The organism is Affinibrenneria salicis (genome assembly GCF_008710095.1).
This window is the reverse complement of the sequence record NZ_VYKJ01000015.1, coordinates 85,389-109,592: the sequence shown is the minus strand read 5'-3', so window position 1 is coordinate 109,592 and position 24,204 is coordinate 85,389. Positions and strand designations below refer to the sequence as shown.

At 59.5% G+C, this 24,204-nt stretch carries 22 protein-coding genes; 9 read left to right on the top strand and 13 right to left on the bottom strand.

The window, feature by feature from the left end; all coding sequences use genetic code 11:
- Nucleotides 1-31: 31 nt before the first annotated feature.
- The 5 genes from FJU30_RS22650 to FJU30_RS22630 are packed head-to-tail and all read left to right on the top strand — an operon-like array spanning nt 32 to nt 4,585.
- Complete coding sequence (locus FJU30_RS22650; RefSeq protein WP_150437242.1) at nt 32-910, top strand: carbohydrate ABC transporter permease; 879 nt, start codon at nt 32-34, stop codon at nt 908-910.
- Nucleotides 910-1,740 (top strand): carbohydrate ABC transporter permease, encoded by an 831-nt coding sequence (locus FJU30_RS22645; protein WP_150437241.1) that lies wholly within the window; start codon nt 910-912, stop codon nt 1,738-1,740. Before FJU30_RS22650 ends, FJU30_RS22645 begins: the two co-directional genes overlap by 1 nt.
- A 9-nt stretch (nt 1,741-1,749) precedes the next feature.
- Nucleotides 1,750-2,826: an ABC transporter ATP-binding protein gene (locus tag FJU30_RS22640; RefSeq protein WP_150437289.1), complete on the top strand. Its 1,077-nt coding sequence runs from the start codon at nt 1,750-1,752 to the stop codon at nt 2,824-2,826.
- A gap of 2 nt (nt 2,827-2,828) precedes the next feature.
- On the top strand, nt 2,829-3,602 hold the full coding sequence (locus FJU30_RS22635; protein WP_150437240.1) for an MBL fold metallo-hydrolase: 774 nt from the start codon (nt 2,829-2,831) through the stop codon (nt 3,600-3,602).
- Nucleotides 3,599-4,585, top strand: a complete 987-nt coding sequence (locus tag FJU30_RS22630; protein ID WP_150437239.1) for a LacI family DNA-binding transcriptional regulator — start codon at nt 3,599-3,601, stop codon at nt 4,583-4,585. Before FJU30_RS22635 ends, FJU30_RS22630 begins: the two co-directional genes overlap by 4 nt.
- 9 nt (nt 4,586-4,594) lie before the next feature.
- Here the strand turns inward: FJU30_RS22630 and FJU30_RS22625 are convergent, their stop codons facing one another.
- Together FJU30_RS22625 and FJU30_RS22620 are read right to left on the bottom strand one after the other, a co-directional pair.
- On the bottom strand, nt 4,595-6,088 hold the full coding sequence (locus FJU30_RS22625) for a SulP family inorganic anion transporter (protein WP_150437238.1): 1,494 nt from the start codon (nt 6,086-6,088) through the stop codon (nt 4,595-4,597).
- Nucleotides 6,089-6,419: 331 nt separating this feature from the next.
- Nucleotides 6,420-6,761 carry a zinc ribbon domain-containing protein YjdM gene (locus FJU30_RS22620; RefSeq protein WP_150437237.1) on the bottom strand — a complete coding sequence of 114 codons (342 nt, stop codon included), beginning with the start codon at nt 6,759-6,761 and terminating at the stop codon, nt 6,420-6,422.
- A 367-nt stretch (nt 6,762-7,128) separates the two neighbouring features.
- Here FJU30_RS22620 and FJU30_RS22615 point away from each other — a divergent pair, with 367 nt between their 5' ends.
- Nucleotides 7,129-8,739: a methyl-accepting chemotaxis protein gene (locus FJU30_RS22615; protein WP_150437236.1), complete on the top strand. Its 1,611-nt coding sequence runs from the start codon at nt 7,129-7,131 to the stop codon at nt 8,737-8,739.
- A 139-nt stretch (nt 8,740-8,878) separates the two neighbouring features.
- On the opposite strand, the gene FJU30_RS22610 is transcribed toward FJU30_RS22615, so the two are convergent.
- From FJU30_RS22610 to FJU30_RS22595, 4 genes are all read right to left on the bottom strand, one after another.
- Nucleotides 8,879-9,292 carry an RcnB family protein gene (locus tag FJU30_RS22610; RefSeq protein ID WP_150437235.1) on the bottom strand — a complete coding sequence of 138 codons (414 nt, stop codon included), beginning with the start codon at nt 9,290-9,292 and terminating at the stop codon, nt 8,879-8,881.
- A gap of 379 nt (nt 9,293-9,671) precedes the next feature.
- Complete coding sequence (locus FJU30_RS22605; protein WP_150437234.1) at nt 9,672-10,289, bottom strand: plasmid pRiA4b ORF-3 family protein; 618 nt, start codon at nt 10,287-10,289, stop codon at nt 9,672-9,674.
- Between the two features lie 163 nt (nt 10,290-10,452).
- Entirely contained in the window at nt 10,453-12,009 is a 1,557-nt protein-coding gene (locus FJU30_RS22600) for a carboxylesterase/lipase family protein (protein WP_223881669.1), read from the bottom strand.
- A gap of 399 nt (nt 12,010-12,408) precedes the next feature.
- On the bottom strand, nt 12,409-12,957 hold the full coding sequence (locus FJU30_RS22595) for a GNAT family N-acetyltransferase (RefSeq protein WP_150437233.1): 549 nt from the start codon (nt 12,955-12,957) through the stop codon (nt 12,409-12,411).
- A 697-nt stretch (nt 12,958-13,654) separates the two neighbouring features.
- On the opposite strand from FJU30_RS22595, the gene dalD reads away from it, so the two are divergent.
- Entirely contained in the window at nt 13,655-15,064 is a 1,410-nt protein-coding gene (dalD, locus tag FJU30_RS22590; RefSeq protein WP_150437232.1) for a D-arabinitol 4-dehydrogenase, read from the top strand.
- A 1-nt stretch (nt 15,065) separates the two neighbouring features.
- Entirely contained in the window at nt 15,066-15,500 is a 435-nt protein-coding gene (locus FJU30_RS22585) for a SemiSWEET family sugar transporter (RefSeq protein ID WP_150437231.1), read from the top strand.
- A 233-nt stretch (nt 15,501-15,733) separates the two neighbouring features.
- Here the strand turns inward: FJU30_RS22585 and FJU30_RS22580 are convergent, their stop codons facing one another.
- From FJU30_RS22580 to FJU30_RS22560, 5 genes are read right to left on the bottom strand one after another with little or no spacing between them, the layout of a single operon-like run.
- The gene (locus tag FJU30_RS22580) at nt 15,734-16,819 is read right to left on the bottom strand and encodes an ABC transporter ATP-binding protein (RefSeq protein ID WP_150437230.1); all 1,086 of its coding nucleotides are present in this window, start codon (nt 16,817-16,819) and stop codon (nt 15,734-15,736) included.
- Nucleotides 16,820-16,822: 3 nt separating this feature from the next.
- Entirely contained in the window at nt 16,823-17,770 is a 948-nt protein-coding gene (locus FJU30_RS22575; protein WP_150437229.1) for a carbohydrate kinase family protein, read from the bottom strand.
- Nucleotides 17,771-17,772: 2 nt separating this feature from the next.
- Complete coding sequence (locus tag FJU30_RS22570) at nt 17,773-18,612, bottom strand: carbohydrate ABC transporter permease (protein WP_150437228.1); 840 nt, start codon at nt 18,610-18,612, stop codon at nt 17,773-17,775.
- Nucleotides 18,602-19,510, bottom strand: a complete 909-nt coding sequence (locus tag FJU30_RS22565) for a carbohydrate ABC transporter permease (protein WP_150437227.1) — start codon at nt 19,508-19,510, stop codon at nt 18,602-18,604. The genes FJU30_RS22570 and FJU30_RS22565 overlap by 11 nt, the downstream gene beginning before the upstream one ends.
- A gap of 9 nt (nt 19,511-19,519) precedes the next feature.
- The gene (locus tag FJU30_RS22560) at nt 19,520-20,767 is read right to left on the bottom strand and encodes an extracellular solute-binding protein (protein ID WP_150437226.1); all 1,248 of its coding nucleotides are present in this window, start codon (nt 20,765-20,767) and stop codon (nt 19,520-19,522) included.
- Nucleotides 20,768-21,051: 284 nt separating this feature from the next.
- Between FJU30_RS22560 and FJU30_RS22555 the strand changes: the two genes are divergently transcribed.
- Nucleotides 21,052-22,224 (top strand): ROK family transcriptional regulator, encoded by a 1,173-nt coding sequence (locus FJU30_RS22555; RefSeq protein WP_150437225.1) that lies wholly within the window; start codon nt 21,052-21,054, stop codon nt 22,222-22,224.
- Between the two features lie 144 nt (nt 22,225-22,368).
- On the opposite strand, the gene FJU30_RS22550 is transcribed toward FJU30_RS22555, so the two are convergent.
- Together FJU30_RS22550 and FJU30_RS22545 are read right to left on the bottom strand one after the other, a co-directional pair.
- Nucleotides 22,369-23,124, bottom strand: coding sequence for an EAL domain-containing protein (locus FJU30_RS22550; protein ID WP_150437224.1), 756 nt, complete (start codon nt 23,122-23,124; stop codon nt 22,369-22,371).
- Between the two features lie 404 nt (nt 23,125-23,528).
- A complete protein-coding gene (locus FJU30_RS22545) occupies nt 23,529-24,173 on the bottom strand; it encodes a 3-keto-L-gulonate-6-phosphate decarboxylase UlaD (protein ID WP_150437223.1) in 645 nt (214 codons plus the stop codon).
- Nucleotides 24,174-24,204: the final 31 nt, after the last annotated feature.

Genomic DNA, 24,204 nt, shown 5'->3' with positions numbered 1-24,204 from the left:
GACGCTTTCTTCGCCGCGCTAAGGAAAGGTCATGCTATTTGATTCGCGCCGGCAGCGTCTGGCGCTGCTCCTGCCCGCCGTCATGCTGCTGGCGGCGCTAACGCTTTACCCCATCGGCCAGATGCTGATCTATTCGTTCAGCCACGTCGATTACGCCGCCGCCAGCCGCGAGTGGGCCGGCTGGGATAACTACCGCGAGCTGTTCAGCGACTGGTTTTTCACCACCAGTCTGAAAAACACGCTGAGTTTTTCCATCGCCGGTTCACTGATCCAGGTCGGTCTGGGCCTCGGTCTGGCGCTGCTGCTCTACCGTCCGTTCCGCGGGCGGCAGTGGATACTCAGCCTGCTGATTTATCCTATGATGCTCTCCACCCTCGTCTGCTCGGCAATCTGGCGAGTATGGTTTCACTATGATTTCGGCCTGCTGAACAGCTGTTTGCGCGCGCTGGGGCTAATGCCGCTGGAGTGGCTCTCCAGTCCGCAACTGGCGCTGCTGTCGGTAATGCTGGTCGATATCTGGCAGTGGACGCCGATGGCCTGCCTGATCATCCTGGCCGGACTGCAGTCGATTCCGAAAGAGGTGCTGGAAGCGGCGCAGAGCGACGGCGCCAACCGCTGGCGCCAGTTATGGCACATCATCCTGCCGCTGATCCGCCAGCCGCTGATGCTGGCGCTGCTGCTGCGCTCCATCGACACCTTTAAACTGTTCGACAAGGTGTACGCGCTGACCGGCGGCGGCCCCGGCTACGCGACCGAAACGCTGTCGCTCTACATCTACCAGCAGGGCTTCAAATTTTTCAATCTCGGCCTGGCCAGCGCCGCCGCGGTGATCATGCTGCTGTTCGCCGGCGCACTGAGCCTCGGCTATGCGTGGCAGATGCTGCGCCGTCCCGACCACGGAGATCGCTGATGCATCATTCATTCAACGGGATAGCCATCCTGCGTTTCGCCCTGCTGGCCTGCGCCATGCTGTTCTTCATGCTGCCGGTAGTCTGGATGATCGCCGCCGCATTTAAATCCACCGCCGAATTTTCCAGTCTCGGCAGCCCATTCTGGCCGCAACACTGGACGCTGGCCCATCTGCGCAGCCTGCTGGACAACGGCGTGCTGGCGCGGCTGTTCAATACGCTGCGGATCGCCGCCGGCGCTACGCTGCTGTCGCTGACGATCGGCTTTATGGCGGCTTACGGCCTGGCGCGCCATCGCTTTCCGGCCCGGCTGGACCAGGTGTTTCTGCTGCTGGTGCTGCTGATAAAAATGATGCCGCCGATCGTGGTCGCCATTCCGCTCTACTCGCTGCTGAAAGCGCTCAACCTGCTCAACCAGCCGCTCGGGCTGATGCTGGCCTACCAGGTCTATACCCTGCCGTTCTGCATCTGGATGCTGCTCAGCTTTATCCGCGAGATTCCGCTGGCGCTGGAAGAGGCCGCGGCGATGGACGGCGCCGGCCTGTGGCGACGCCTGCGCTATGTGGTTATTCCCGCTTGCACACCCGGCCTTGTCGCCACGGCGATCTTTACCCTGATTATGGCGTGGAACGAATTCCTGTTCGCGCTGCTGTACCTGCAGACGCCGCAGCAGTTCACCCTGCCGCTGTTCGTCGCCAGCTTTATGACGGAAAACCAGGTCTACTGGGGCGAACTGATGAGTATCGGTCTGCTCTCCTCCCTGCCGGTGCTACTGGTCGCCGGATTCGTGCAACGTTATCTGTTACGCGGCTTTGCCGTCAGCAGCAAATAGGGATCGATGATGAATCAGCTACAGTTAACCCGTATCAGCAAAACGTTCGGCAAACAGCCGATCCTCAAACAGATCGACCTGCAGGTCACGCCCGGCGAACTGCTGGTCTTCGTCGGCCCGTCCGGCAGCGGCAAATCCACCCTGCTGCGCATTATCGCCGGTCTGGAACGCCAGGACGCCGGTCAGCTGTGGCTGAACGGAAAAGATATCTCGCGCCAGCCGCCCGGCCAACGGGAAATGGCGATGGTCTTTCAGTCGTACGCGCTCTACCCGCACATGACGGTCGAGGAAAACATGGGGTTCGCGCTCAAAATGGCCGGGCTGGCGCGGCCGCTCATCGAGCAGAAGGTGAAACACGTTGCCGATATGCTGCAACTTACGCCGCTGCTTGCGCGTAAGCCCGGCGCGCTGTCGGGCGGCCAGCGCCAGCGCGTCGCCATCGGCCGCGCCATCGTGCGCAAACCTCAGCTGTTTCTGTTCGACGAGCCGCTTTCCAGTCTGGACGCCAAACTGCGCGGCCATACGCGCGTGCAGATCAAAACGCTGCACCAGCAGTTGGGCACCACGATGATCTATGTGACGCACGACCAGGTCGAGGCGATGACGCTGGCCGATCGCATCGTGGTGCTGCGCGACGGCGAAATCGCGCAAATAGGTACGCCGCAGGCGCTCTACCGCCGGCCGGCCAGTCTGTTCGTGGCGGGTTTCATCGGTTCGCCGGAGATGAATTTTTTTCCGCTGGATGATCAGCCTGAGCCGGGCGGCTGGCTGCCGCAGCCGGCGCCGTCCGGCGCCTGCACGCTCGGCGTCCGGCCGGATGCGTTCGGCGTCGCGCCCGGCGCGCCGGCTTTTCAGGTCGATCTGGTGGAAAGCACCGGCGCCGCCTGGCAACTGCACGGCCATCTGCTCGCTCAGCCGCAGCAGCGCGCCGTTGTGGAAACCCGCCGGCCGTATGCGCCCGGCGATCGGCTGGCGTTAAACGTCGACCAGACCGACTGCCACTGGTTTGATCGCCAGGGCAAACGGCTCGACGATGCCGGGCTCGTTCCGGCGCAGCGGCCGGTGATGCTGGCCTGCGGAGAATAACGATGGAAATGGAGATTCTGGGCAGCGGCGAAGCTTACGACAGCCTGCGGGTCAACGCATCGGTGCTGCTTGACGAGGCGCACTTTCGCCTGTTGATTGACTGCGGCCCGGGCGTACCGCAGGCGCTATGGCGACGCCAGCTGGCGCCGGACGAGATTGACGCGATTTTCTTTACGCATTGCCATCCCGACCATGCGCTGGGGCTGACCAGCCTGCTCAACTGGCAGGAATCCCTCGGCCGGCGCGCGCCGCTGCACATTATCGCCCCGCGTCGGCAACTGGAGGTGCTGCGCCAGTTGGCTCATTACGCGTTCTGGCCGGCGGGCAAACCCTGTTTCACTATCGGCTGGCAGGCAAGCGAACGCTTGACCCGACTCGGCCCCTGGCAATGCCGGCTGGCGCCGACCCGCCATTCGCTGCCCAACTCCTCGCTGCTGCTGAGCGGAAGCGCCGGCTCGCTGCTTTACAGCGGCGACGGCCGTCTGTCGCCCGCCGGCGCCGCGTTGCTGCTTCAGGCTGATATGGCGCTGATCGAGTGTTTTTCCGTCGACGACGACGCCCCGTATCACGGCTGCTGGTCGTCGATCCGCGATCTGGCGCGCAAGCCCGGCGCGCCGCTCGGGCTCTATCACATTCAGCAGCAACAGCGATCCCGACTGCAGCAGGCTATCGCCGACAGCGCCGGCGTCTTTCTGCCGGAACAGGGCGACCGCTGGCGCCTGAGTCAGCAGCGCTGGCTGGCCTGTCCGCCGCGGCCGGCCGGGAGCGCAGCATGAGCGTCAAGCGCATTACCTCGATCGATGTGGCGCGATACGCCGGCGTATCGCCCTCGGCCGTGTCGCGCACCTATACCGCACAGCACAAGGTCAGCGCCGCCACACGTCAAAAGGTGCTGGCGGCGGCCGACGCGCTGGGCTATCACCCCAACGCGCTGGCGCGGGCGCTGGTGAACTCCGGCCGCCAGGGATCGGGCACCGTCGCCGTGGTTATGAGCGAATTCGATAATCCATTCCAACCCTACCTGTTTAGTCTGCTGACTCAGGCGCTGCAGCAGGCCGGCTATATTCCGATGCTGATCAACGTTACGGCCGACTGCGACATCCACACCAGCCTGCTGCAGGCACAGGCCTGGCAGGTCGAAGCGGCGATCATCTCCGCCGGCAGCCTGTCGCAAGCGGCGACCGAACGCTGTCTGGAACTGCAGTTGCCCATGGTGCTGATGGGGCGGGAAGATCGCCAGAAAAAGGTCACCGCCGTGCTGTCGGATAATCGCTATGCCGGGCGGCTGGCCGCCGATTATCTGGCCGATGCCGGCCTGACCCGGTTGGCGTTTATCAGCGGTCGTCAGGACGGCCAGGCATCGCAGGAACGCCAGCAGGGATTCTGCGCGCGCCTGCAGGAACGTGCGCTGCCGGCGCCGCTGGTGATACTGAATCAGGACTACGCCTACCAGAGCGGTTATCGCGCCATGCAGCGCATTATACGCCACGCGCCGCACGCTGAGGGAGTGTTCTGCGCCTGCGACGCGCTGGCGTTCGGCGCGCTGGACGCCCAGCGGCTGGAGGATCACCGCCGCCGCCCGGTGATCGGCTGCGACGATACGCCGATGGCCAACTGGCAGGGCTACCGGCTGACCACCGTGCGCCAGCCGGTGGAGCAACTGGTTAAACAGGTGCTGATTAACCTGAAACAGGTACTGTCAGGATGCGCCGGCGCCGCGGCCACGGTGCGCATTCAACCCGAACTGGTGGTGCGTTAAGTCAAACCGTCACAGCTTACCGCTCAGCTTGCCGTGCAGCCGCCGGCTGCGCGCATCCAGCCCGGTGAACCGCACCGCCTTATCGTGTTTCTCATAACGGTTCTGGATGGCGTCCAGCGCCGCCACGCTGGATGCGTCCCAGATCGCGGAATACGTCAAATCGATGGTGATGCGCGCCGGATCCTGCGCATAGGAAAAGCGTTCGACCAGATCGTTGCTACTGCCGAAAAACAGCGGGCCGCGCACGTCGTAGCGCACCGATTCCCCGTCCGCGCTCAGCGTCCTGCTCGCCTCGATAAGGTGCGCCACGCGACGGGCGAACAGCAGCATCGCCAGAATCGCGCCGCCGATAACGCCGACGGCCAAATTTTCGGTCAGCACGGTAACGATAACCGTCAGCAGCATTACGATGGTTTCGGACAGCGGCATTTTCGCCAGCGTCGCCGGCCGAATGCTGTGCCAGCTAACGGTCTTCAACGCCACAATCATCATGATGGCGGCCAGCACCACCATCGGGATCTGCGCCATAATCCGACTCAGCCCGGTCACCAACAGCAGCAGAACCAGCGCAGCGACCAGCGTGGAGAGACGCGTTCTGGCCTGCCCCAGATCCACATTGACGATGGTCTGGCCGATCATGGCGCAGCCGGCAATCCCGCCGTAACAGCCCGCGCAGAGGTTGCCGATGCCCAGCGCCCAGGACTCGCGACTTTTGCTGGAGCGCGTATCGGTCAGGCCGTCGACCAGTTTGGCGGTCAGCAGAGATTCCAGCAATCCGACAAAGGCGATGCTTAGCGCAGTCGGCCAGATAATCTGCAGCGTGGCCAGACTCAGCGGCACCTGCAGACTGCTTAGCCCCGGCAGACCGGGCTGCATCGCCCCTTTATCGCCCACCGTCGGCACCTGCAGAGCGGCGAACATCGAGACGGCCGTCAACAACACGATCGCCACCAGCGGCGAGGGGATACTTTTCGACAGGCGAGGAAACAGCAGCACGATGGCGATGGCCGACGCAAACGGCAACCAGACCATCGGTGGCTGATGCAGCACGTGCGGCACCTGGGCCAGAAAGATCAGGATCCCCAGCGCGTTGACAAAACCGACCATCACCGAATGAGGAATATAGCGCATCATCCGGGCAAATCCCGCGACGCCGAAGACAATCTGCACCACGCCCGCCAGCAGCACGGCGGGGAAAATATAGTCTACGCCGTGCGCCCTGACCATTGGACCGATCACCAGCGCCACCGAGCCTGCCGCCGCGGTGACCATCGCCGGGCGCCCGCCCAGCAGAGACAGGGTAAAACAGAGCACCACCGAGGCGATCAGACTGACCTTCGGGTCGACGCCGGCGATGACGGAAAAGGAGATCACTTCCGGGATCAGCGCCAGCGCGGTGACGACCCCGGCCAGGCACTCGCGCAACAACAGGCGTGGCGAACACAGCAAGGCACGCAGGCCGACGGTTTGCCCGGAGGCGGATGAAGCGGAGGTATTAGTCATACAGTATGAATACTCGCGATGTTTTCTTTTTATCGTCTTATCGTCGATAGAGGAAACGGATGGCCGCGCCGCCGCATCATGCCAGAATGCCGCGGTAATGGGCCGCGCCGGCGGGCAGGCGATAGATAAAAAGGCCGTCGCCCCGACTCGCGCGGCAACGGCCTTCTATTTCCGTCCTGCTTTAGCTAAATGGCTTCGCATAATAGCGCTACGCTTGCAGAACATGACATCCCACCAGCACTGGCCCCGCACACCGAGAAGTGGGGCATCAATCTGCGAAGTTAGTTAGCGCATCACATCCCGCAGCGGAAACCAACGGCGCCGGAGGAAATTAGTTTTTCTTCACAAATTCCGATTTCAGCTGCATCGCGCCAAAACCATCAATTTTGCAATCGATATTATGATCGCCTTCCACCAGGCGAATGCTCTTCACTTTGGTGCCGATTTTAAGCGCCGAGGAGCTGCCTTTCACTTTGAGATCCTTCACCACGGTGACGGAGTCGCCGTCCGCCAGTAGGTTGCCGTTGGCGTCGCGCACAATCAGTCCTTCTTCCTGTGCGGCCGATTCGCCGTTGAGCGGCCATTCATGACCGCATTCAGGACAGTTCAGCACCTCATCGGCCTGCCATGTATATTCTGATCCGCACTGGGGACAATCTGGAAGCTTTTGCATAAATTTACCTGAAAAAAGAGAATAAAATCATTTTATTAATAATCGTAAGGTCGTTATTTTACCTTTTTATCCCCATTTTGGGTAGTGCTGTTGCTTTCCTGCAGCTTAGTGTCGCTGCGCCGCATCCGTCTCCCCTCATCCTGTCACTCGCAAACCATTATCTTTTCATGCGCCGAAAAACCACGGAAATAATAAGCACGCTACACTTTTATTGTCAGGCATATGGGCTTAAAAATAAGCTAAAAATAGCATTAACGGTTAAATAACATTGATTTTACGGGATTTAATTTTGAAAAAATGCTTTAGCTAAAGAATAACACATCACAACCGATATTGCTAACTCCGCTAATATCACCAGGAGAGAGCAATGTTCAGAAATATAAAAATAAAAAGCAGCCTTTATATAGCGATTGGCATATTTAGTCTTATCATCATCGCCATCAGTTCATTTAGTCTGTTCTCTATTCATAAGGGTAATGAGTCATTATTAAAAGTCGACATGATTGAAGGCGATCAGATCATCCCTATTTATTCCATTTATACCGATCTGTTGAGCGCGCGCATCGTCGGGCAGAATATTGCGCTGATCATTGAATCGAAGCAAAATATGGAAAAAGTTGGGCCGATGTTCGACAAGCTGGACAGCTATGTCGCCTCGGCGCAATCTTCAATGAACAGCCTGCGTGCGATCAAGCCGCTTACTGAACAGGGAAAGGCGATTCGCGGAGAAATAGATAAAAATTACGACACTTATCTGGCCGAAGCGATTAAGCCGATGAGCGCCGCGCTGTTAAAAAATAACATTGATTTATATTACGATCATATTATTCCTAACCTGTCGGTACGCGGAGAGAATTTTCGGCAAAGCGTGATGGCTTTTTCACAGTTCGCATCCAATATCGGCAATAGCGAGATTGCCTCGGCGAATAATGCCTATAGTAAATATTTAATTATCATCGCGATCAGTATTCTAATCTCCGCAGTGGTAGTCATCGCGCTGTATAAACTGATTCGCGTGGTTATTCTGGCGCCGATCGACGTAGCGAAAAGTTTTGTCTCGGTAATAGAAAATGGCGATCTGTCGGTAAAAATTCCGCCGCAGCCGACCACTGAAATGGGAGAATTGCTGACGTCATTAAATAACATGAAAGATTCGCTGCATGGGATTGTATCCAACGTCAGGGACGCCGCCACCACTATCGCCACCGGCACGCAGCAAATTTCCGCCGGCAACCATGATTTTTCCGCCAGAACGGAAGAACAGGCCGCCTCTATTGAACAAACCGCCGCCAGCATGGAAGAACTGACCGCATCCGTGAAGGAAAACGCCCAAAATACCCAAAGCGTACGGGATATGACCACCACCATGGCTTCGCTGACGAATAAAAACAGCGAGAATGTAAAAAATATCATCAACCGCATCAGCGCCATCGCCGAAAGCTCCGGCAAGATTAACAACATCATCGGGCTGATGGACTCAATCGCCTTTCAGACCAATATCCTGGCGCTCAACGCCGCGGTAGAAGCCGCGCGCGCCGGCGAGGCGGGCAAAGGTTTCGCCGTGGTCGCCACCGAGGTGCGCAATCTGGCCCAGCGCAGCGCCAATTCCGCCAAAGAGATTAAAGGACTGATCGAAGAGACCGAGCACGAGGTTCGCCGGGGAACAGAAGTGGCCGCCAGTTCGGGAACGGATATGGAATTGCTGTTTAACGAGGTGAATAAGGTCAACGATCTGATTGCCGAGATCTCGCTGGCGTCAACAGAGCAGAATAAAGGCATCGAGCAGGTGAATGTGGCCATCGTACAGCTGGAGCAGGTAGCGCAGCAAAATGCCACGTTAGTCGAGGAGGCGTCATCCGCGACGCAATCACTGTCGGAACAGGCCGCGCTGCTCGATAATGAAATGCAGTTCTTTAAAACCAGCGCCGCGCAGGCGCAAGGCCGGCAGATTGCCGACAACAGCCAGGCGGCGGGCTGACGCAAACCAGTCGCTGAACGGATTTAGCGACCGGGCGCTCCGGGAAACAACAAAGTCTGTAGCTGATTTGGACGCGGCCTGCGGCGGTTTCGCAGGCCGGCTCGGTCAGGACAAGTCGCATACCGCTAACCCGAATGGATTAATGGCCGAAGGCGTTGCCTAAAATCATCGCCGTAATAATCCCGGTCGCCGCCGCGATCAGTACATAGTTGCCGTCGATATAGGCCCAGTGCTGCCCCACCGGCGGACGGTATAGCCCGCGCGTACGCCAGTCGTTGACCCGATAAGAATCACCGCGATAACGTGGAGGAACCGGATGCCCGCGCCGGAAATCGTGGCCATGCCAGGCGAAGCGATCGCCGCCGCGGTCGCGACGGCCGTCGTGAAAATCTCGCCCGCCGGGTCCCCTGCGCTCATCGCGGTGGCCGCCGTCGCGACGATCGCGATCGCCGTGCTGCCATTGTCTGCCCGGCCCATCGGCCAGAGTGGAGGTAGAAAAAGCGCCACTTACAGTAAACAAGCTTATTACCAGAACCAGCGTTTTCTTATTCATAACATGTTCCTCAAATAAGCAACCGCTCTGTCCGGTTGCAGGAACACAATATCGCTTACAACTTTCGGCGCTGGAATAAAGAAATATCCTAAACAATGCGTTCTGACGCTTATTTACCCATCCTTTCGATTTCTTAACACGTCGTTTTTCGCACGACAACAACTGTCATCCTGTTGTTTTAAAAATAAATATCGCTTCCCGCACAACAAAACGTTATCTTTTCGCACAACGCAAAACGTCGGCTCGCTATCGGCAAGCGAACAACCAATCGGTCCGAACGACGCCGGGCCGGCAGCAAAGCCAACGCAGCGGTCACCTGCAGTATGGCGGGTATTCTGGCGGTGTAACACGCCGGCTTGCGCCGCAGCGGCGCGGGCGGTCAGCCCGGATCCGCAAACCACGGTTGCGGGCGATCGCGCGCCCAGCGCCAGTACAGCATTAAGAGCTCATTGACTTCTTCCACGCTGAAGCGATCGGCCATCATGACTTCAAGGCCCTCGTCGCCGAACAGTTCATTCACCCACGTTACGCTGTCCTGATACTCTTCATGCGCCGGGTCGTTCAGAATCGCACGCAGGTTCTGATAACCCGGCGCGCCGCCGCAATCCTCCGGCGGGCAGGCGCCGGCGCCGTCAAAACACAGCACCGGCAACGGCAGATCTTCCGGGTCATAGCGACTGTTCTCCAGCGTCAGCTCGTGCAGCCAGCTGTCGCCGAAATCGTACAGATAGCTAAAACGCTGCCCTTTACGTGTTACCAGCGAACCCAGCCTGAAATCGGCTTCCTCCTCGCCGTGGGCCTCCTGCTCCGGCAGTTCGGTAAAGCGTTGTTTACCGAGATTAAACTCATGCAGATGGCTGTCCTGCCAGCCCATCACGATTTGTATCACATCATGCAGTCTGTCGAGCGTAATAACGGCGGGCACCACAAACTGCCGCCAGACCGCCGGCTGGACATCACGCAGCGTTATTTTCAACTGGTAGAATTTGTCGTTCATGCTCGTTCTTCCCCGGGGATAGCGCCTGGCGGGATGCCGGCGCGGCGCCTCTCCGGCGCGCGGGAAGCATGTCGGAAAGGCAGAAGAATGCCATGCGCGCCGACGATAACGCGGTCCGCCGTCGTAGCCGACGAACCGCCTTTAACGCCGCGCATGAGCGATACTAGCTTTTTTCATCCGCCAGCGCAGCAACCTGGTTCAGCCTTTTCTCCCACGGATCGCGGACCTGAGCGCTGTCGGCGGCGCCGCCGGCCGGGAACAGCATAAGATTGTCTTTCTCCGCCTGATACGGCAGCCAGCGCGGCAACTGTTCGCCGTTCGGATCGCCGGCGCGGGCGAAATTGACCCAATACTGGTGAACCTGGCGCGCCATATCGCGATCCCTGCCGCTGAGCTGCTGGCCGTAGCGGGCCGAAACGGTATTAAACACATAAGGAATTTCACTGGCGTGCACCGCCCCCGACCACTCCGGCCGCATGCTGTCGGCGACGTAAGCAAAGCGATAGTGCCAGGCCGGCAGGCCGGCACGGCTGAATACACTGGCGACATAGCGCGCAGGCTCCACCATAAAGCGGTCGCTGGCCAGCGTCTGCGCCACCTGCTGGGGCGTATTGCCCTCCGCCTGGTACAGCGGCAGAACCGTCTGATAACGCTTATCGTCAAACGGCGCCAGCGCCTCGCGCAGGGTCGTGACTACCGGCGCGAAACCGATATCCTGATCGTTGGCGCCAATCATAATCGGCACACGGGCGAACTGGCCGCTGCGGTAAGTGTCCTGCGGCTCGCCGCGAATAATCCGGCCGTCGATCATCGGGCCGGAATAGTCGGGCCGGTTCATGGTCGCCATATTCAACCCGTCGACCAGCTTATCCGCCGGCAACGCGCGCAGCGCCGCCAGCGCCTGCCCCCCTTCTCCCTCTATGCCCCAGCGTTTGGCAAACGCGACGCCGGCGTTTTGCGCCTGCTGCCAGCTCAGTCCGGGGGTAATATTCTGCCGGCCGGAACCAGACTGAATAATCGCTTTGCTGAACAGCCCTTTCGCCTCCGGCGTGGTAAGCAGACTGATGACCGAGAAGCCGCCGGCCGATTCGCCGAACACGGTCACGTTGTTTTTATCACCGCCGAAATCCGCGATATGGCGCTGAACCCAATGCAGGGCGGCGATCTGATCCATCAGGCCATAGTTGCCTTTTAACGCATCCTGCTGCAAAGCCGGATGGGCGAAAAAGCCAAACCGGCCAAGACGATAGTTTAAGCTGACAAAGATCACGCCCTGGCGGGCGAATTCGCTGCCGTCATACACCGCCGGCGAGGCGCCGCCGTTGACGAAGCCGCCGCCGTGTATCCATACCATTACCGGCAGCGCCTTCTCCGCTGGCGAAGCCGGTCGCCAAACGTTGAGCACCAGACAGTCCTCGCTGGTGACGGCATTCAGCAACGGAGCGGCGTCGCCGGGAAAGGGTTGCTGAGCGCAGTCGTGGCCGTAATTCTTCGCCTCCAGCACGCCGCCCCACGGTTTAACCGGCTGCGGGGCGCGCCAGCGCAAATCGCCGACCGGCGGCTGCGCGTAAGGAATACCTTTAAAAAACTCCACGCCCTGTTCACTGCCGCCCTGCAGCGCGCCGTCGCTGATTTTAACCGTCTGAGCCAACGTTGCGCCGGAGGCGAACAGCAGTGCGGCCAGCGCCGCATGATTTATCAACATATTATTTTTTAACATTATTTTCCTTATTCTGTTCTGACTTACCGGCAGCGGCATACTCCGTGCGGGCGCAGCGCTGAGCGCGTCTGTCGCCATCCGGGCCGCCGCACAGTAACCTCTCGCGCGGGGGACGGTAACGGGATAAAAACAGAGAATATGCCGGTATCTACCCAACAGATCGCAGGCGTCGCGCCGCCGGCCAACGCCGGGCTGTGCGGCGGTTAGCGCATAACCCGCTCGAAAACGCGCGGACGGCGACCTGAAAAATGAAGGGTAAGCAGTGATCTGCGTCACCAGAACATAACTGAGATAGGTGGCCGCAAGTGTGATTTATGCCGCAGATCCGCCGGGAGATGTCCCTCCCGACCGAAACGTCATCCGGGTGAAAGCGTCCGGCGCAAAGAGAACGGCCGCGGGCTATTCGGCATATCCGGGGAGATTTTGCGGCAGCAGGGTGTAATATCTGACGGCCTCCCGTCGGTTGCTGTTTTTTATTAATTCCATTTGCTGTTTCGCGAACAGAAACCCCGTTTTGGTTAATACCCTGCCCGAGGCGGGATTACGCGCAAGATGGCAAGCGCCAATTTGCCGAATGGCCAGCCGCTCGAAAGCCAGACGGCATACGGCGTTAGCCGCTTCGCTGCAAAAACCCCGGCCCCAATATTCAACGCCGACCCAATATCCGATACTCGGTTTATTACTCCCGACGCCAATAAGCGAGATTGCGCCAGTCAGGCGCTGATTTTCTTTTTGGATAATGGCCCAGGCGGCAATCTTATTGAGGCGCCACCATTCGGGGTGCCGCGCAATCCATTCAAGCGCCAGCTCATGCGTGTAGGGATAAGGAATATTGGCCGTCACGCCGGATATCTGTGGAGAGTTAACCAACTGATGCACCGTTGTGGCATCAGCGACCGTAAAAGGCCTGAGCAGTAATCTTGCGCAATCAATATCCGGTTGCAGCATCCCTCCCTCCTTAACCCATTAAAGCACACCGATGGCCCTGACCGGGACGCCAGGATAGCAGCCCTCATGAACCCGCGGTGCGGCTAACTCATGAGTCAGGCGCCGGATGCGCCACTGTGGCATGAGGCCTGTCGCCGGTCAATAACGCCGGCAGGTCGGCCTGCCCCGCAATTTCCCCGCCCCGGCAACGGCGCGACAAATACACATTCCAGAGCATTATGGCTTAATACGGCAAATTGACTCGATTCAGCAGTGGATTATTCTACCGTTACAGAAAACCGCACCCTGTTTTGCTGCCAATTCGTTAATGCGGATCGGCCGCCGATGACAGGGCGAATGCGTCGTCAGGCCGCATGATAACAGGCCTGCGCGTAGATAGCGGTCGTAAGCGGTTAGTCTGATGGAAGATGCGGGTCATTAAAGCCGGTCGGCATCGACGCCGCGTGTTCCTCTCTGTGCGACCTGACATAAAATCAATAAGTTACCCTGTCCTGCCGGAGACGGTGGGCCGACGCACAGATAATCCGGCTAAAAAAACGACGTTCAACAGGCATATTGCCGATAAAAACGTGAAAGACTGTTTAAAAACCGCACTTTACCCAAATAACCTATTAATAATTATTATATTTTTATTCTCACCGGAAAAATGTTAGCCTTAAAGTTGGATAAATAACCTCCAGCGGAGTAAGGACAAGGTTTGCATATATCGAAAAAAAACATTTCAACATGGCTGCACCTCGGCGCAGGTGCTTTCTTCCGCGCGCATCAGGCCTGGTATCTTAACCAGCTGCGCCGGGAAGGTAATAATGACTGGCACATGGCGTTAGCCAATATCCGCAACAGTTCCACGCAAAAGACCCTGCAGCAGCTTAAAGCTCAGCACGGTCGCTACACGCTCGAGACTATTTCGCCGGAAGGCGAGCTCAACTACGAAACCATCGACGCGGTCGATCAGATTCTGCTGTGGGACAGCCGTCTCGCCTCCACTGTCGCCATTGGCGCCGATCCGAGCACAAAAATTATTTCTTTCACCGTTACCGAAGGTGGCTACTTCCTTGACGACGATGGCCATCTTGAATTATCCCACCCGGCCGTCCGGGCGGATCTTCATGATGAAGGTGAAATAAATACTTTATACGGCGCGCTGACGCTGATTCTGATCGCTCGCCAGCAGCAACAAAGCGGTCCGCTGACGCTACTGTGCTGCGACAACCTGCGCCAGAACGGCGACAGTTTCTCGCAAGGGATGATCGAATTCCTGACGGCCAAACAGCGCCCCGATCTGATCGACTGGATGCAACGGAACACCAGCGCGCCCAACAGTATGGTCGACCGCATCACGCCGAAATTTGATGAGGCGCTGTATGCGCGGCTGCAAAAACAGGGCATCAGCGGCGACGCGGCGCCGCTGTCATGCGAAAGTTTCGCCCGCTGGGTGATCGAAGATCACTTCGCCAGCGATCGTCCCGAGCTTGAGCGGGTGGGCGTCGAGTTTGTCGACGACGTGACGACGATCGAAGAAGCCAAAATTCGTCTGCTCAACGCCAGCCACAGCGGTATCGCCTGGGCGGGCGCGCTCCACGGCCGGCGCTATATTGATGAAAGTCTGCCCGGGCACGTCACCAACTGGATCCGCGACTATGTACTGCAGGACGTCGGCGCGGCGCTGCAGCAGCGCGGCGTGGAGCTCGATCTGCCGGCCGAATGCGACAGCGTGCTGGCCCGTTTCGGCAATCGCTGGGTACGGGATACGGTCGCCCGCGTCTCCTCCGACAGCATCGCCAAACTGCACGGCTTTATCGTTCCGACGCTGAAAGACTGTTACGGTCAGGAAAAAATTCCGCAGGCGACGCTGCGCTTGCCGGCGCTGTTTTTCCTGTTCATGCAGCGCCATCACAACGGCGACCTGCCGTTCAGCTATGAAGATCGCGCCATAGACAGTATGGATGTGGACGGTATTTTTAGCGCGCGCGATCCGCTGGCCGCGTTTGCCGCCCAGCCCGCGCTGTTCGGTACAGTACGCCGCCAGAACGCTTTCGCCGATCATCTGCGTTCCGCCGTCGATGAAGTTGAAAGTACGCTCGCGGCGTCACATAAGGGGAGATAACATGAAAAAGCATTTGATGATTGTGTTGGCCACCGTGGTCGCCGCGGGGCTGTCTATCCTGGCCCTCTATCGCTGGCCGATCGCGCTGGGCACCCTGGCCGCCTGGGTCACCACCGGCTCTTTCTTTTTGCAGGTACTGCACATCATCCGCAACAAAGACACCACCGGTATCTCGCTCGGCATGTATGCCGCCCTGTTCTTTGGCGTATCCTGCTGGACCGCCTACGGTTTCAAAGTGCAGGATGTGCCGGTTATGACGGCTAACGGTATCACGACGCTGCTGGCGGCGCTGGTGATTGCATTAAAACTCTACAACGAACGCGAAATCAAGCCCGCCTCGCGGCGGGCCGCGGCGAAAACCAAAGCGCCGTTAACGCCGAACGCCAACAGCCTGCCGGTTGCCGGCGCGGGTTCGATCAACAGCAAACAGCTTTAACCGCCCTCACGCGCCGGCCGCGTTTTCAGATTCCGCGAGCGGCTGACGGACTCGCCGACGCCGGCCGGCCATACTGGCCGGGCGTCAGCGCTCTGCTTTTCTCTCCCTCCCGCCGAACGACGCGCCCGCTCAGTTAAAAAAACATCGACATGCTGTTCGCCGATCGACGTCGCCGGCAGGCGCCGGGCCTGCAGGGCGGACCGCTGACAACCGTCCTTTATGGCTGCGATCGCTTACGCCGATTCGCTCAGCCGCTCGCCGCTTACGCCGTCGAACAGATGCATCTTGTCGGACACAATCGCCAGCGGCACGCCGTCGCCGGCGCCTAATTCAACGCGCCCCGCGCTCTGCACGTGCAGCGCGAATCCCTGCCAGTTGAGGTGCAATAGCGTGGATTCGCCGGTTACCTCCAGCAGTTTCACCGTGGCCGTCGGCCCCTCCTCCGCCAGACGGATATCGTGCGGCCGTAAGCCGACGGTCACCGGTCTGTCGCCCTGCGCCTGCGCCGCCGCCAGCCATTTTTCCGGCAGCGCGAACCACAGCTCGCCGCAGCTGACGCCGGTTTGCCCGCCGCGATTGTCGATCTTGCCTTCCAGCAGATTCATCGGCGGCGATCCGATAAAGCGGGCGACGAAGGTGTTGGCCGGCCGATCGTAGATAGTCAGCGGCGCGCCCTGCTGGACGATCCTGCCGTCGCGCAGCACCACGATCTGATCCGCCAGCGTCATCGCCTCCACCTGATCGTGCGTGACATAGACCATGGTCGTTTTAAAGCGCTGGTGCAGCGACTTAATCTCCGCCCGCAACTCCATACGCAGTTGCGCATCCAGATTGGAAAGCGGCTCGTCGAACAGGAAGACTTGCGGATTACGCACCATCGCGCGCCCCATCGCCACCCGCTGCCGTTGACCGCCGGACAGCGCGCGCGGGTAGCGGTTGAGCAACTTATCGATGCCCAGAATCGTGGCGATGCGCTCGATTTTGCTTCGCTGCTCCTCGCGTTTAACCTTTTTCACCTGCATATGAAAAGCAAGATTTTCCGCCACCGTCAGATGCGGATAGAGCGCATAGCTCTGGAAGACCATCGCGATATCGCGTTCCGCCGGATCGAGATCGTCGATCTGGCGATCGTTCATCAGGATCGCCCCGTCCGACAGCGTTTCCAGTCCGGCCAGCAGCCGCAGCAGGGTTGATTTTCCGCAGCCGGACGGCCCCACCAGCACGGTAAAGCTGCCGTCGGGAATGGTCAGATCCAGCGGATGCAGCACGGTGTTTTTACCGTAACGTCTGGCTACCTTTACAAGTTCTACGCTGGCCATGACTCAGCTCTCCTTCATTCGTTGTTGCAATGTATGCCAGTCGGGATAGCGGCGCGGCGAACTGCTGATGGCATGCGCCGCCACTTCAATCCCCCACAGCAGCGCGGTCGCGTGGGATTCGCCACACAACAGCGCGCTGAGAAAACCGGCGTTAAAACTGTCGCCTGCGCCGATGGTGTCCACCACCTCGACGCGGCGCGCCGGCGCGTGCAGCCGGGTTTGGCGCGTGCTGAACCAGGCGCCGTCGGCGCCGCGCTTCACCACGCAGCCGCCGCGGCCGCTCAGATGTTGCGCCAGCCAGCTGGCAGACTCCGCCAGCGAGTCGCTATCGGCAAAACCCAGCGTTTCCACCTCGTTCAGCAACAGGTAGTCGCAGTCGCCCAGCCAGCGCGTCAACTGCTGACGCAGCGCGACGGTCCAGCCCTGCGGCGGCCAGCCGGTATCGATCGCGACCCGAAAGCCGCGCCGGCGCAGCGTGGCCAGCAGCGTCGGATAGGCATCAAACAGCGTGGTGCACAGAAAGGTGCCGCACAGCAGCACGATATCGCCGGAGCGCGCCTGCGCCGGCATTTGCTCCAGTACGTCGCCGGCGCTCAGACGCACGATGTGTCCCTGGTTGCTGATGAACGAGCGTTCCTTATCCGGGTGCGTCACCCCGATAGTGAGCGAGGTATCGCAGGGGTACCGGGGCCAGCCCGGCGCGCTATCCGGAAAGTAGCCGGCCAGCCAGGCGCTGAAGCCGTCATTGCCCTGATTGGCCACCGCCCGGTGCGGCACCCGCATCGCCGCCAGCGCCAGCGCGCAGTTGCCGGCCGATCCGCCGGGGCGCAGTTCGCTGTGCTCCAGCATGGTTTCCGTACCCGGCTGCGGCCAGCGCTCCAGCGTACTCATAATCAAATCGACATTAATGTTGCCCACCACGTACAGCGTGGCGTTGAGCGTTTTGTCCATGTTCATCCCTTACTGCCGCCACTGGCCAGACCGCTAACCAGCGTTTTCTGCAGCCAGATGGCAATAAACAACGGAGGCACCGACGCGAGGATACCGACCGCGGCGATCAGGCCGTCGTCGGTAGCGCGGCCGGCGGTGAAACCGGAAATCGTGACCGGCAGGGTTTGCGCCTGAATGTTGCTGGTGAACAGTAGGGCATAGAAAAACTCATCCCACGCCAGCAGCCAGCCGAACAGCGCCGAGGCGCCGAGAATCGGCTTAGCCAGCGGCAGCGTAATGCGCAGCAGCACCTGCCAGAAGCGCAGGCCGTCGAGCCGCGCCGCCTGCTCGATATCGCGCGGCAGCGCATCGAACTGATTCTTCAGCATCCAGGTCAGGAACGGCAGAATCAGCGAGCAATACACCAGCACCAGCCCGGCATGGGTATTGAGCAGCCCCAGTTGCTGCAGGACGAAATAGAGCGGCAAAACAAACGCCACCGGCGGCACCATGTAGATCGCCAGGCAGCCGAACAGCAGGCCGTCGCGCCCTGGATAGCGCGAGAAACTGAACGCCGCCGGGATCGCCAGCAGCAGCGAGATCAGCGTGGCGACGCTGGCCACCAGGATACTGTTCCACAGCGCGTGCAGAAACAGCGCGCCGGGCTGGCCGTCCTGCAGCGAGCTCAGACGCGCATAGCGGCTGAAATCCCACTGGCGCGGCAGCCACTCCAGCGGCACCCGCGTCAGATCGCTGGTGGAACTGACGCTCATCAAAAACAGCCACAGCATTGGACCGAGAATACTGACCGCCACCAGCAGAGCGGCCAGATAGCGCGGCAACAAACGAAGATTACGTTTCATGAGCGGTACTCCGGCGACGCTGACGCAGCAGCATCAGCATGTAAATCGCGATCAGCACGCCGCACATCAGCGCCATCAGAATGGCGTAGGCGGCGCCGCTGCCCGCGCGCAGATAGCTGAAAGATTCCTGATAAACAAAAAAGCTCAGCGTTTTGGTGCTGTCTACCGGGCCGCCGCGCGTCATCACGTAGATAATGTCGAAAATCTTAAAGGCATCGATGGTGCGCAGCACCAGCGCCACGCTGAGCGGCGCGACGATCGCCGGAAAGGTAATCGCGCGGAAACGGCGCCAGGCGGAGGCGCCATCCAGCCGCGCGGCCTCGTACAGATCCTCCGGCACCGACTGCAGCGCAGCCAGCACCAGCAGCGTCACCAGCGGGTAGTTTTTCCAGATATCGGCCAGCATCACGGCGTTAAGCGCGGAATCCGGCCCCCCCAACCAGCTGCGGTAGCCGTCAATCACGCCCAACTGCGTCAGCAACGCATTGATGCTGCCGTAATCCGGGTTGAAGTTAAGGCGCCACATCATGGCGTTGACGATGGTCGGCAGCGCCCACGGCAAAATCACCAGCACGCGCAGTACGTTGCGCCCGTGGAAGCGCTGATTGAGCAGCAGCGCCACCAGCACGCCAATCACCCCTTCCAGCGCCACCGACACCACGGTGAAATAGAGCGTGCGCGCAATCGCAGCCAGAAAATCGGCGTCGGTCAGGGCGAACAGATAGTTCTCCAGCCCTATCCAGGCCGGCGTCTCGCCGCTGCCGATCAATGCCGCATCGGTGAAACTCAGCCAGATAGTGCGCGCCAGCGGCCAGGCCGTCAGCAAAAACATCACGATCAGCATGGGCGCCAGCAGCCCCCATGCCTGACGATGCTCGCGTTGTTGCAAACTCAGCATCGTATATCCTTAGCGCAGACGGGCCGCGCTTTTATCCGCCGCCTGCAGCCCCGCCTCCGGCGTCGTCTGTCCCTGCAGGATCTGCTGCAGTTGCTGTTGCAGGATGTTCGACAAGCGCGAGTAATCGGCGGTTTCCGGCCGCGACAGCATCACGTCCAGCGCCTGTTTCGCCGCGACGATCAGCGCTTCCTGCCCTTGCCGCACCGCCGGATCATCGTAAGAGGATTTCCAGATCGGCAGGCTCAGCCGGGCGTATTTATCCTGCACCGGCTGCGAAGTCATATAGCGGATATACTGCCATGACTGCTCCGCGTGCGGGCTGGTCGTGGTGATGCCCAGCCCCATCGAGCCGTTCAGCGCGCCGACTTTGCCCGCCGCATCGCCCGGCGCTGGCACGATCCCCACGTCGCCCGCCACTTTGCTCTGCTTCGCGTCGTTGGCCATGCCGTACATATAGGTCCAGTTGAGGGCAAACGCGGCATCGCCGTTAGAGAAAGCCTTGCGCACGTCTTCTTCCAGATATTCGCGCGACGCAGGATTGGTGAGGCCTTTATCCAGCGTGGTTTTCATATAGTTGACCGCGTTGAGCGACGCCGGGCTGGTGAAGCTCAGCTTGCCGTTCTGGTAAAATTCGCCGCCGAAGCCGGATACCAGCGTGGTGTAATCGCACACCAGCGCTTCCGATTGCGACCAGCTCCATACCAGCGGATATTTCACGATGCCTTTATCTTTCAGGATCTGCGCGTCGTCCATCAGCTGTTGCAGCGTCTGCGGCGGCTGGCTGATGCCCGCTTTCGCCAGCATCGCTTTGTTATAGAAAAGATATTTGGTATCGAGGATCCACGGCATGCCGAGCGTTTTCCCTTTGTAAACCACAGTATTCATCGCGCCCGGGAAAATTTTCGCCTGCTCGTCGGCGGCGATACGCGCAGAGACATCCTGCAGCAGGTTGAAGCGGGAAAACTCGGCCGGCCAGACGGCGTCGAACAGCACGACGTCATAACCATTGCTGCCCGCTCCGCGCGCCGCGACAATCTTGTCATGCAGCGCCTCGTAAGGCACAAACTCCAGGTTAACGCGGACATCCGGGTGCTGTTTCTCAAAATCACTGGTCATGGCACGAATGTCGTTTTCACTGTATGCCGCCTGGGTCATAAACAGTGCGTTAAGCTGCGTTTGCGCGGCCTGAGCGGAACCGGTCAGGACCATAAATGCAAGCAGACAACCGTTCAGGCGCGGGGTGAATGGACTTTTCATTCTCTCTCTCCAGTACGCTGCGATATAGTATGATTAATTATTAAATCAATTTGATTGATTTAATAAGGCGTAAAAAAGGATCAGCCCCTGGTGCAGGTATGACCCATGGCGAAAAATAATGCAAAGCCTGTGCCAGACTGAAAAACATTTTGCCGCCCTTCTCCGTTCATCCGCACGCCTGACGGACAGCGAATGGGGAAAATGACGTGCAGAATCAAAGAATTCGTTTGATTGAGCGCGGACGCGATCGGATACTGGGCCGTCCGTATGCAGGGAATCCACTGATGAAAACCTCGGGAACCAATCTTGAGCACGCCCGCGCGCATAACCGACGCGTGATTATTGAAGCCATTCGCCTGCACGGCGAGCTGACGCGCGCCGAGCTGGCGCGGCTGACGGCGCTGACGCCGCAGACCGTCTCTAATATTGTGGCGGAGCTGCAGCAGGCGGGTATCCTCTCTTCCCACACGCCGCGCAAGGTCAACGGCCGCGGTCAGCCCGCGATTCCGATCACGCTCAACCCGGCCAGCGCCTGGTCGATCGGCATTCATCTGGATCACCAGACGCTGCTGATCGTACTGGTCGATCTGACCGGCGGGATCCACTTTCGACGCCTTATCATGGTGCAAAAGCCCCAGCCAGGTGCAACGCTGGCGCTGATCGCGCAAGTGCTGAACGAGATAAAGCAGCAGATGGGCGAACGCTGGCGCAAGGTGCTGGGTATCGGCGTGGTGATGCCCGGTCCGTTCGGCGTAGAGGGGATCTCGTCGCGCGGGCCGACGACGCTGAACGGCTGGGAGGGGGTGGATGTTAAACAGCATCTGGCGCTGGCCAGCGGACTGCCGGTCACGCTGGAAAACGACGCCACCGTCGCGGCGATTGGCGAACGCTTCCACGGCGTGGCGCGCAAACTAAACTCCTTCATCTACCTGTACATCGGCACCGGCCTCGGCGCCGGTATCTTCGCCGATGGTCAGATCTATACCGGCCACGCGCACAACGCGGGCGAAATCGGCCATATCGTGGTGCAGCCCGGCGGACGGCCGTGCTACTGCGGCAATCACGGTTGTCTCGAGCGCTATGTTTCCTTGCTGGCCGCCTATGAACACTGCGGATTGGATCCGATGCGCGCGTTGCCGGACGATCTGCTGGCGGTGGATCCGGCGCTGTTCGACAGTTGGATCGACAGCGTACTGCCGCCGCTGCGCCAGGCGATCAATGTGATCGAATGCCTGTTCGATGCGGAAACGGTGGTTGTCGGCGGCATGATGCCGCAGCCGCTGCTGAAAAAGATCATCAAACGTTTGCCGCCGCTGCACCAGTCGGTGCGCAGCCGCTATCTGGACGATATGCGGGTCAAGATCGGCATGACCGGCAGCGATACCGCGGCGTTGGGCGCCGCCGCGCTGCCGATATTCGACGAGTTTAATCCGCAGTATCAGCTGCTGCTCAAGTAGTCCGGGAAAATCTGATTTTTTACATGCCGGCCCGCACGCGGCGCCGGATGTTGTCGTTGGCCGGCGTAAAAAATAATGCCGGAGAGCGCGGAACGACGACGAACCGGGGAGGTGTCGCAACAGCCATCCTCTGGCCGTTGTCGGCTAAATAAGCGCCTGATCGACCTGCGGCAGAGATTCAAACCCAGGACGGGCAAAATAGTAGCCCTGCGCGTAATCAATGCCCAGCCGTCGCAAAAACCCATATTCCTGTTCGGTTTCAATGCCTTCCGCCAGTATCCGGACATTGAGCTCTTTCAGCATGCTGATACTGTTGGATACGATGATCTGACGCGTGCGATCTTTATCGACTTCACGGATCAGCGCCATATCCAGTTTAACGATATCGGTCTGAAAATCCGCCAACAGATTCAGACCGGAATAACCGGCGCCAAAATCATCAATGGCTGTTTTAAACCCCAGCGTTTTGTAGCAGGCCACAATGCTCTGGATATGCTTACTGTCCTGCGTCTGTTCCGTCTCGGTAAATTCAAACATGATGTTCTCAACCGGAAACCGGCAGCGGCGCGCCGTTTCCAGCGTGGCGCGGATACAGCGCTCCGGCCGGTAAATCGCCCTCGGCAAAAAATTAATGCTGAGCATCCCGGGCAGCCGCAGCCGGGCCGCCAGCGCGATCGCCTTTATGCGGCACTGCTGATCGAAGTTATAGAGCATCTCCTGACTGACCTGCGAGATCACGCTGAACGCCGACTCATTATTAGTGCCGCGCACCAACGCCTCATAACCAAAAATACGCCGCTCGGCGCAGTCCACAATCGGCTGAAACGCCATGGTAAAATCAAAACCAAGGCTACCGCTATCTTTACATCGCGCGCAGGGCGCCGGTACTGCGGAATTCATGGCTACCAACCTGGAGTATCGAATGAATGAGACGAAGAACGCCTGTACAACTGTCCTTTAACCATAGCGAACTCGGATCGCTGACAAAGCGCGTTATCAGCGCGCGCCCGTACGTCGGGAAAGCGGGCCTGACCACGACGCCGTCGGCCGGCCCGGATATCGTTTTGTCTGTAGCGCGAATTGGCTCACGGGTAACGCCCGTAAGACAGTATATCGACCAAAAAACGCAGAAAGTTAAACAAAGTTTCGCCGCGGCGCGCGGAAAACAAACGCGGGCGCCGCTGTCTGAATGATAACTAAGGGGATTTGTCGCTGGTCTGATGTGCTGAGTTCGGAACGCGGGCGATGATTTTCACGCGGCTGCGGATCCACCGGCCGCACGACCGGCGGTTCCGCCCGCCGTTTTACCAGTACTGATTGATCTGCTGACGCAGAGCTTCGGCGGTGACCTTACCCTGTTCGCCCGCCAGCGCGCGGCCGGCAATAAATGTCTTCGCGGTGATGCCCTTAAACAGGTGAATATCCTGCGGCACGATGCCGCCGGTGATCGAGACTTCAAATCCCATCGCCGACAGGGCGCGCATGCGGCTGATGTCCTCCGGCGTCCAGCTGACGCCGGCCAGTTCGGCATCGCGCGAACGATGATAAATAGCCTGACGAATGCCCAGCGCAATCCAGCTTTGCGCGTCCTGCTCCGTCCAGTGGCCGTACAGCTCAATCTGGATTTCGCCGTCGAACTCATCCGCGACTTTTTTACAGGCGGTCACGGTGGCGATATGCGCGGCGGCGGACACGGTGATCCAGTCGGCGCCGGCCTCAAACGCCATTCTGGCCAGAATCGCTCCGCCGTCCGTGGTTTTCATATCGCAGACAATAATGTGTTCGGGGTGACGCCGTCGCAGCGTGCTCACCGCCGACATACCCTCGGCAAAGGCCAGAATGGTGCCGATTTCAATCACGTCGACAAAACCCGCCACCTCGCTGGCGATGGCGACCGCCGCGGCAAGATCGGTGGAGTCCAGGGCTATCTGTAACAGAGGCTTAGTCATGATGTATATCCTTGTTGGCTGCGGCAAGACG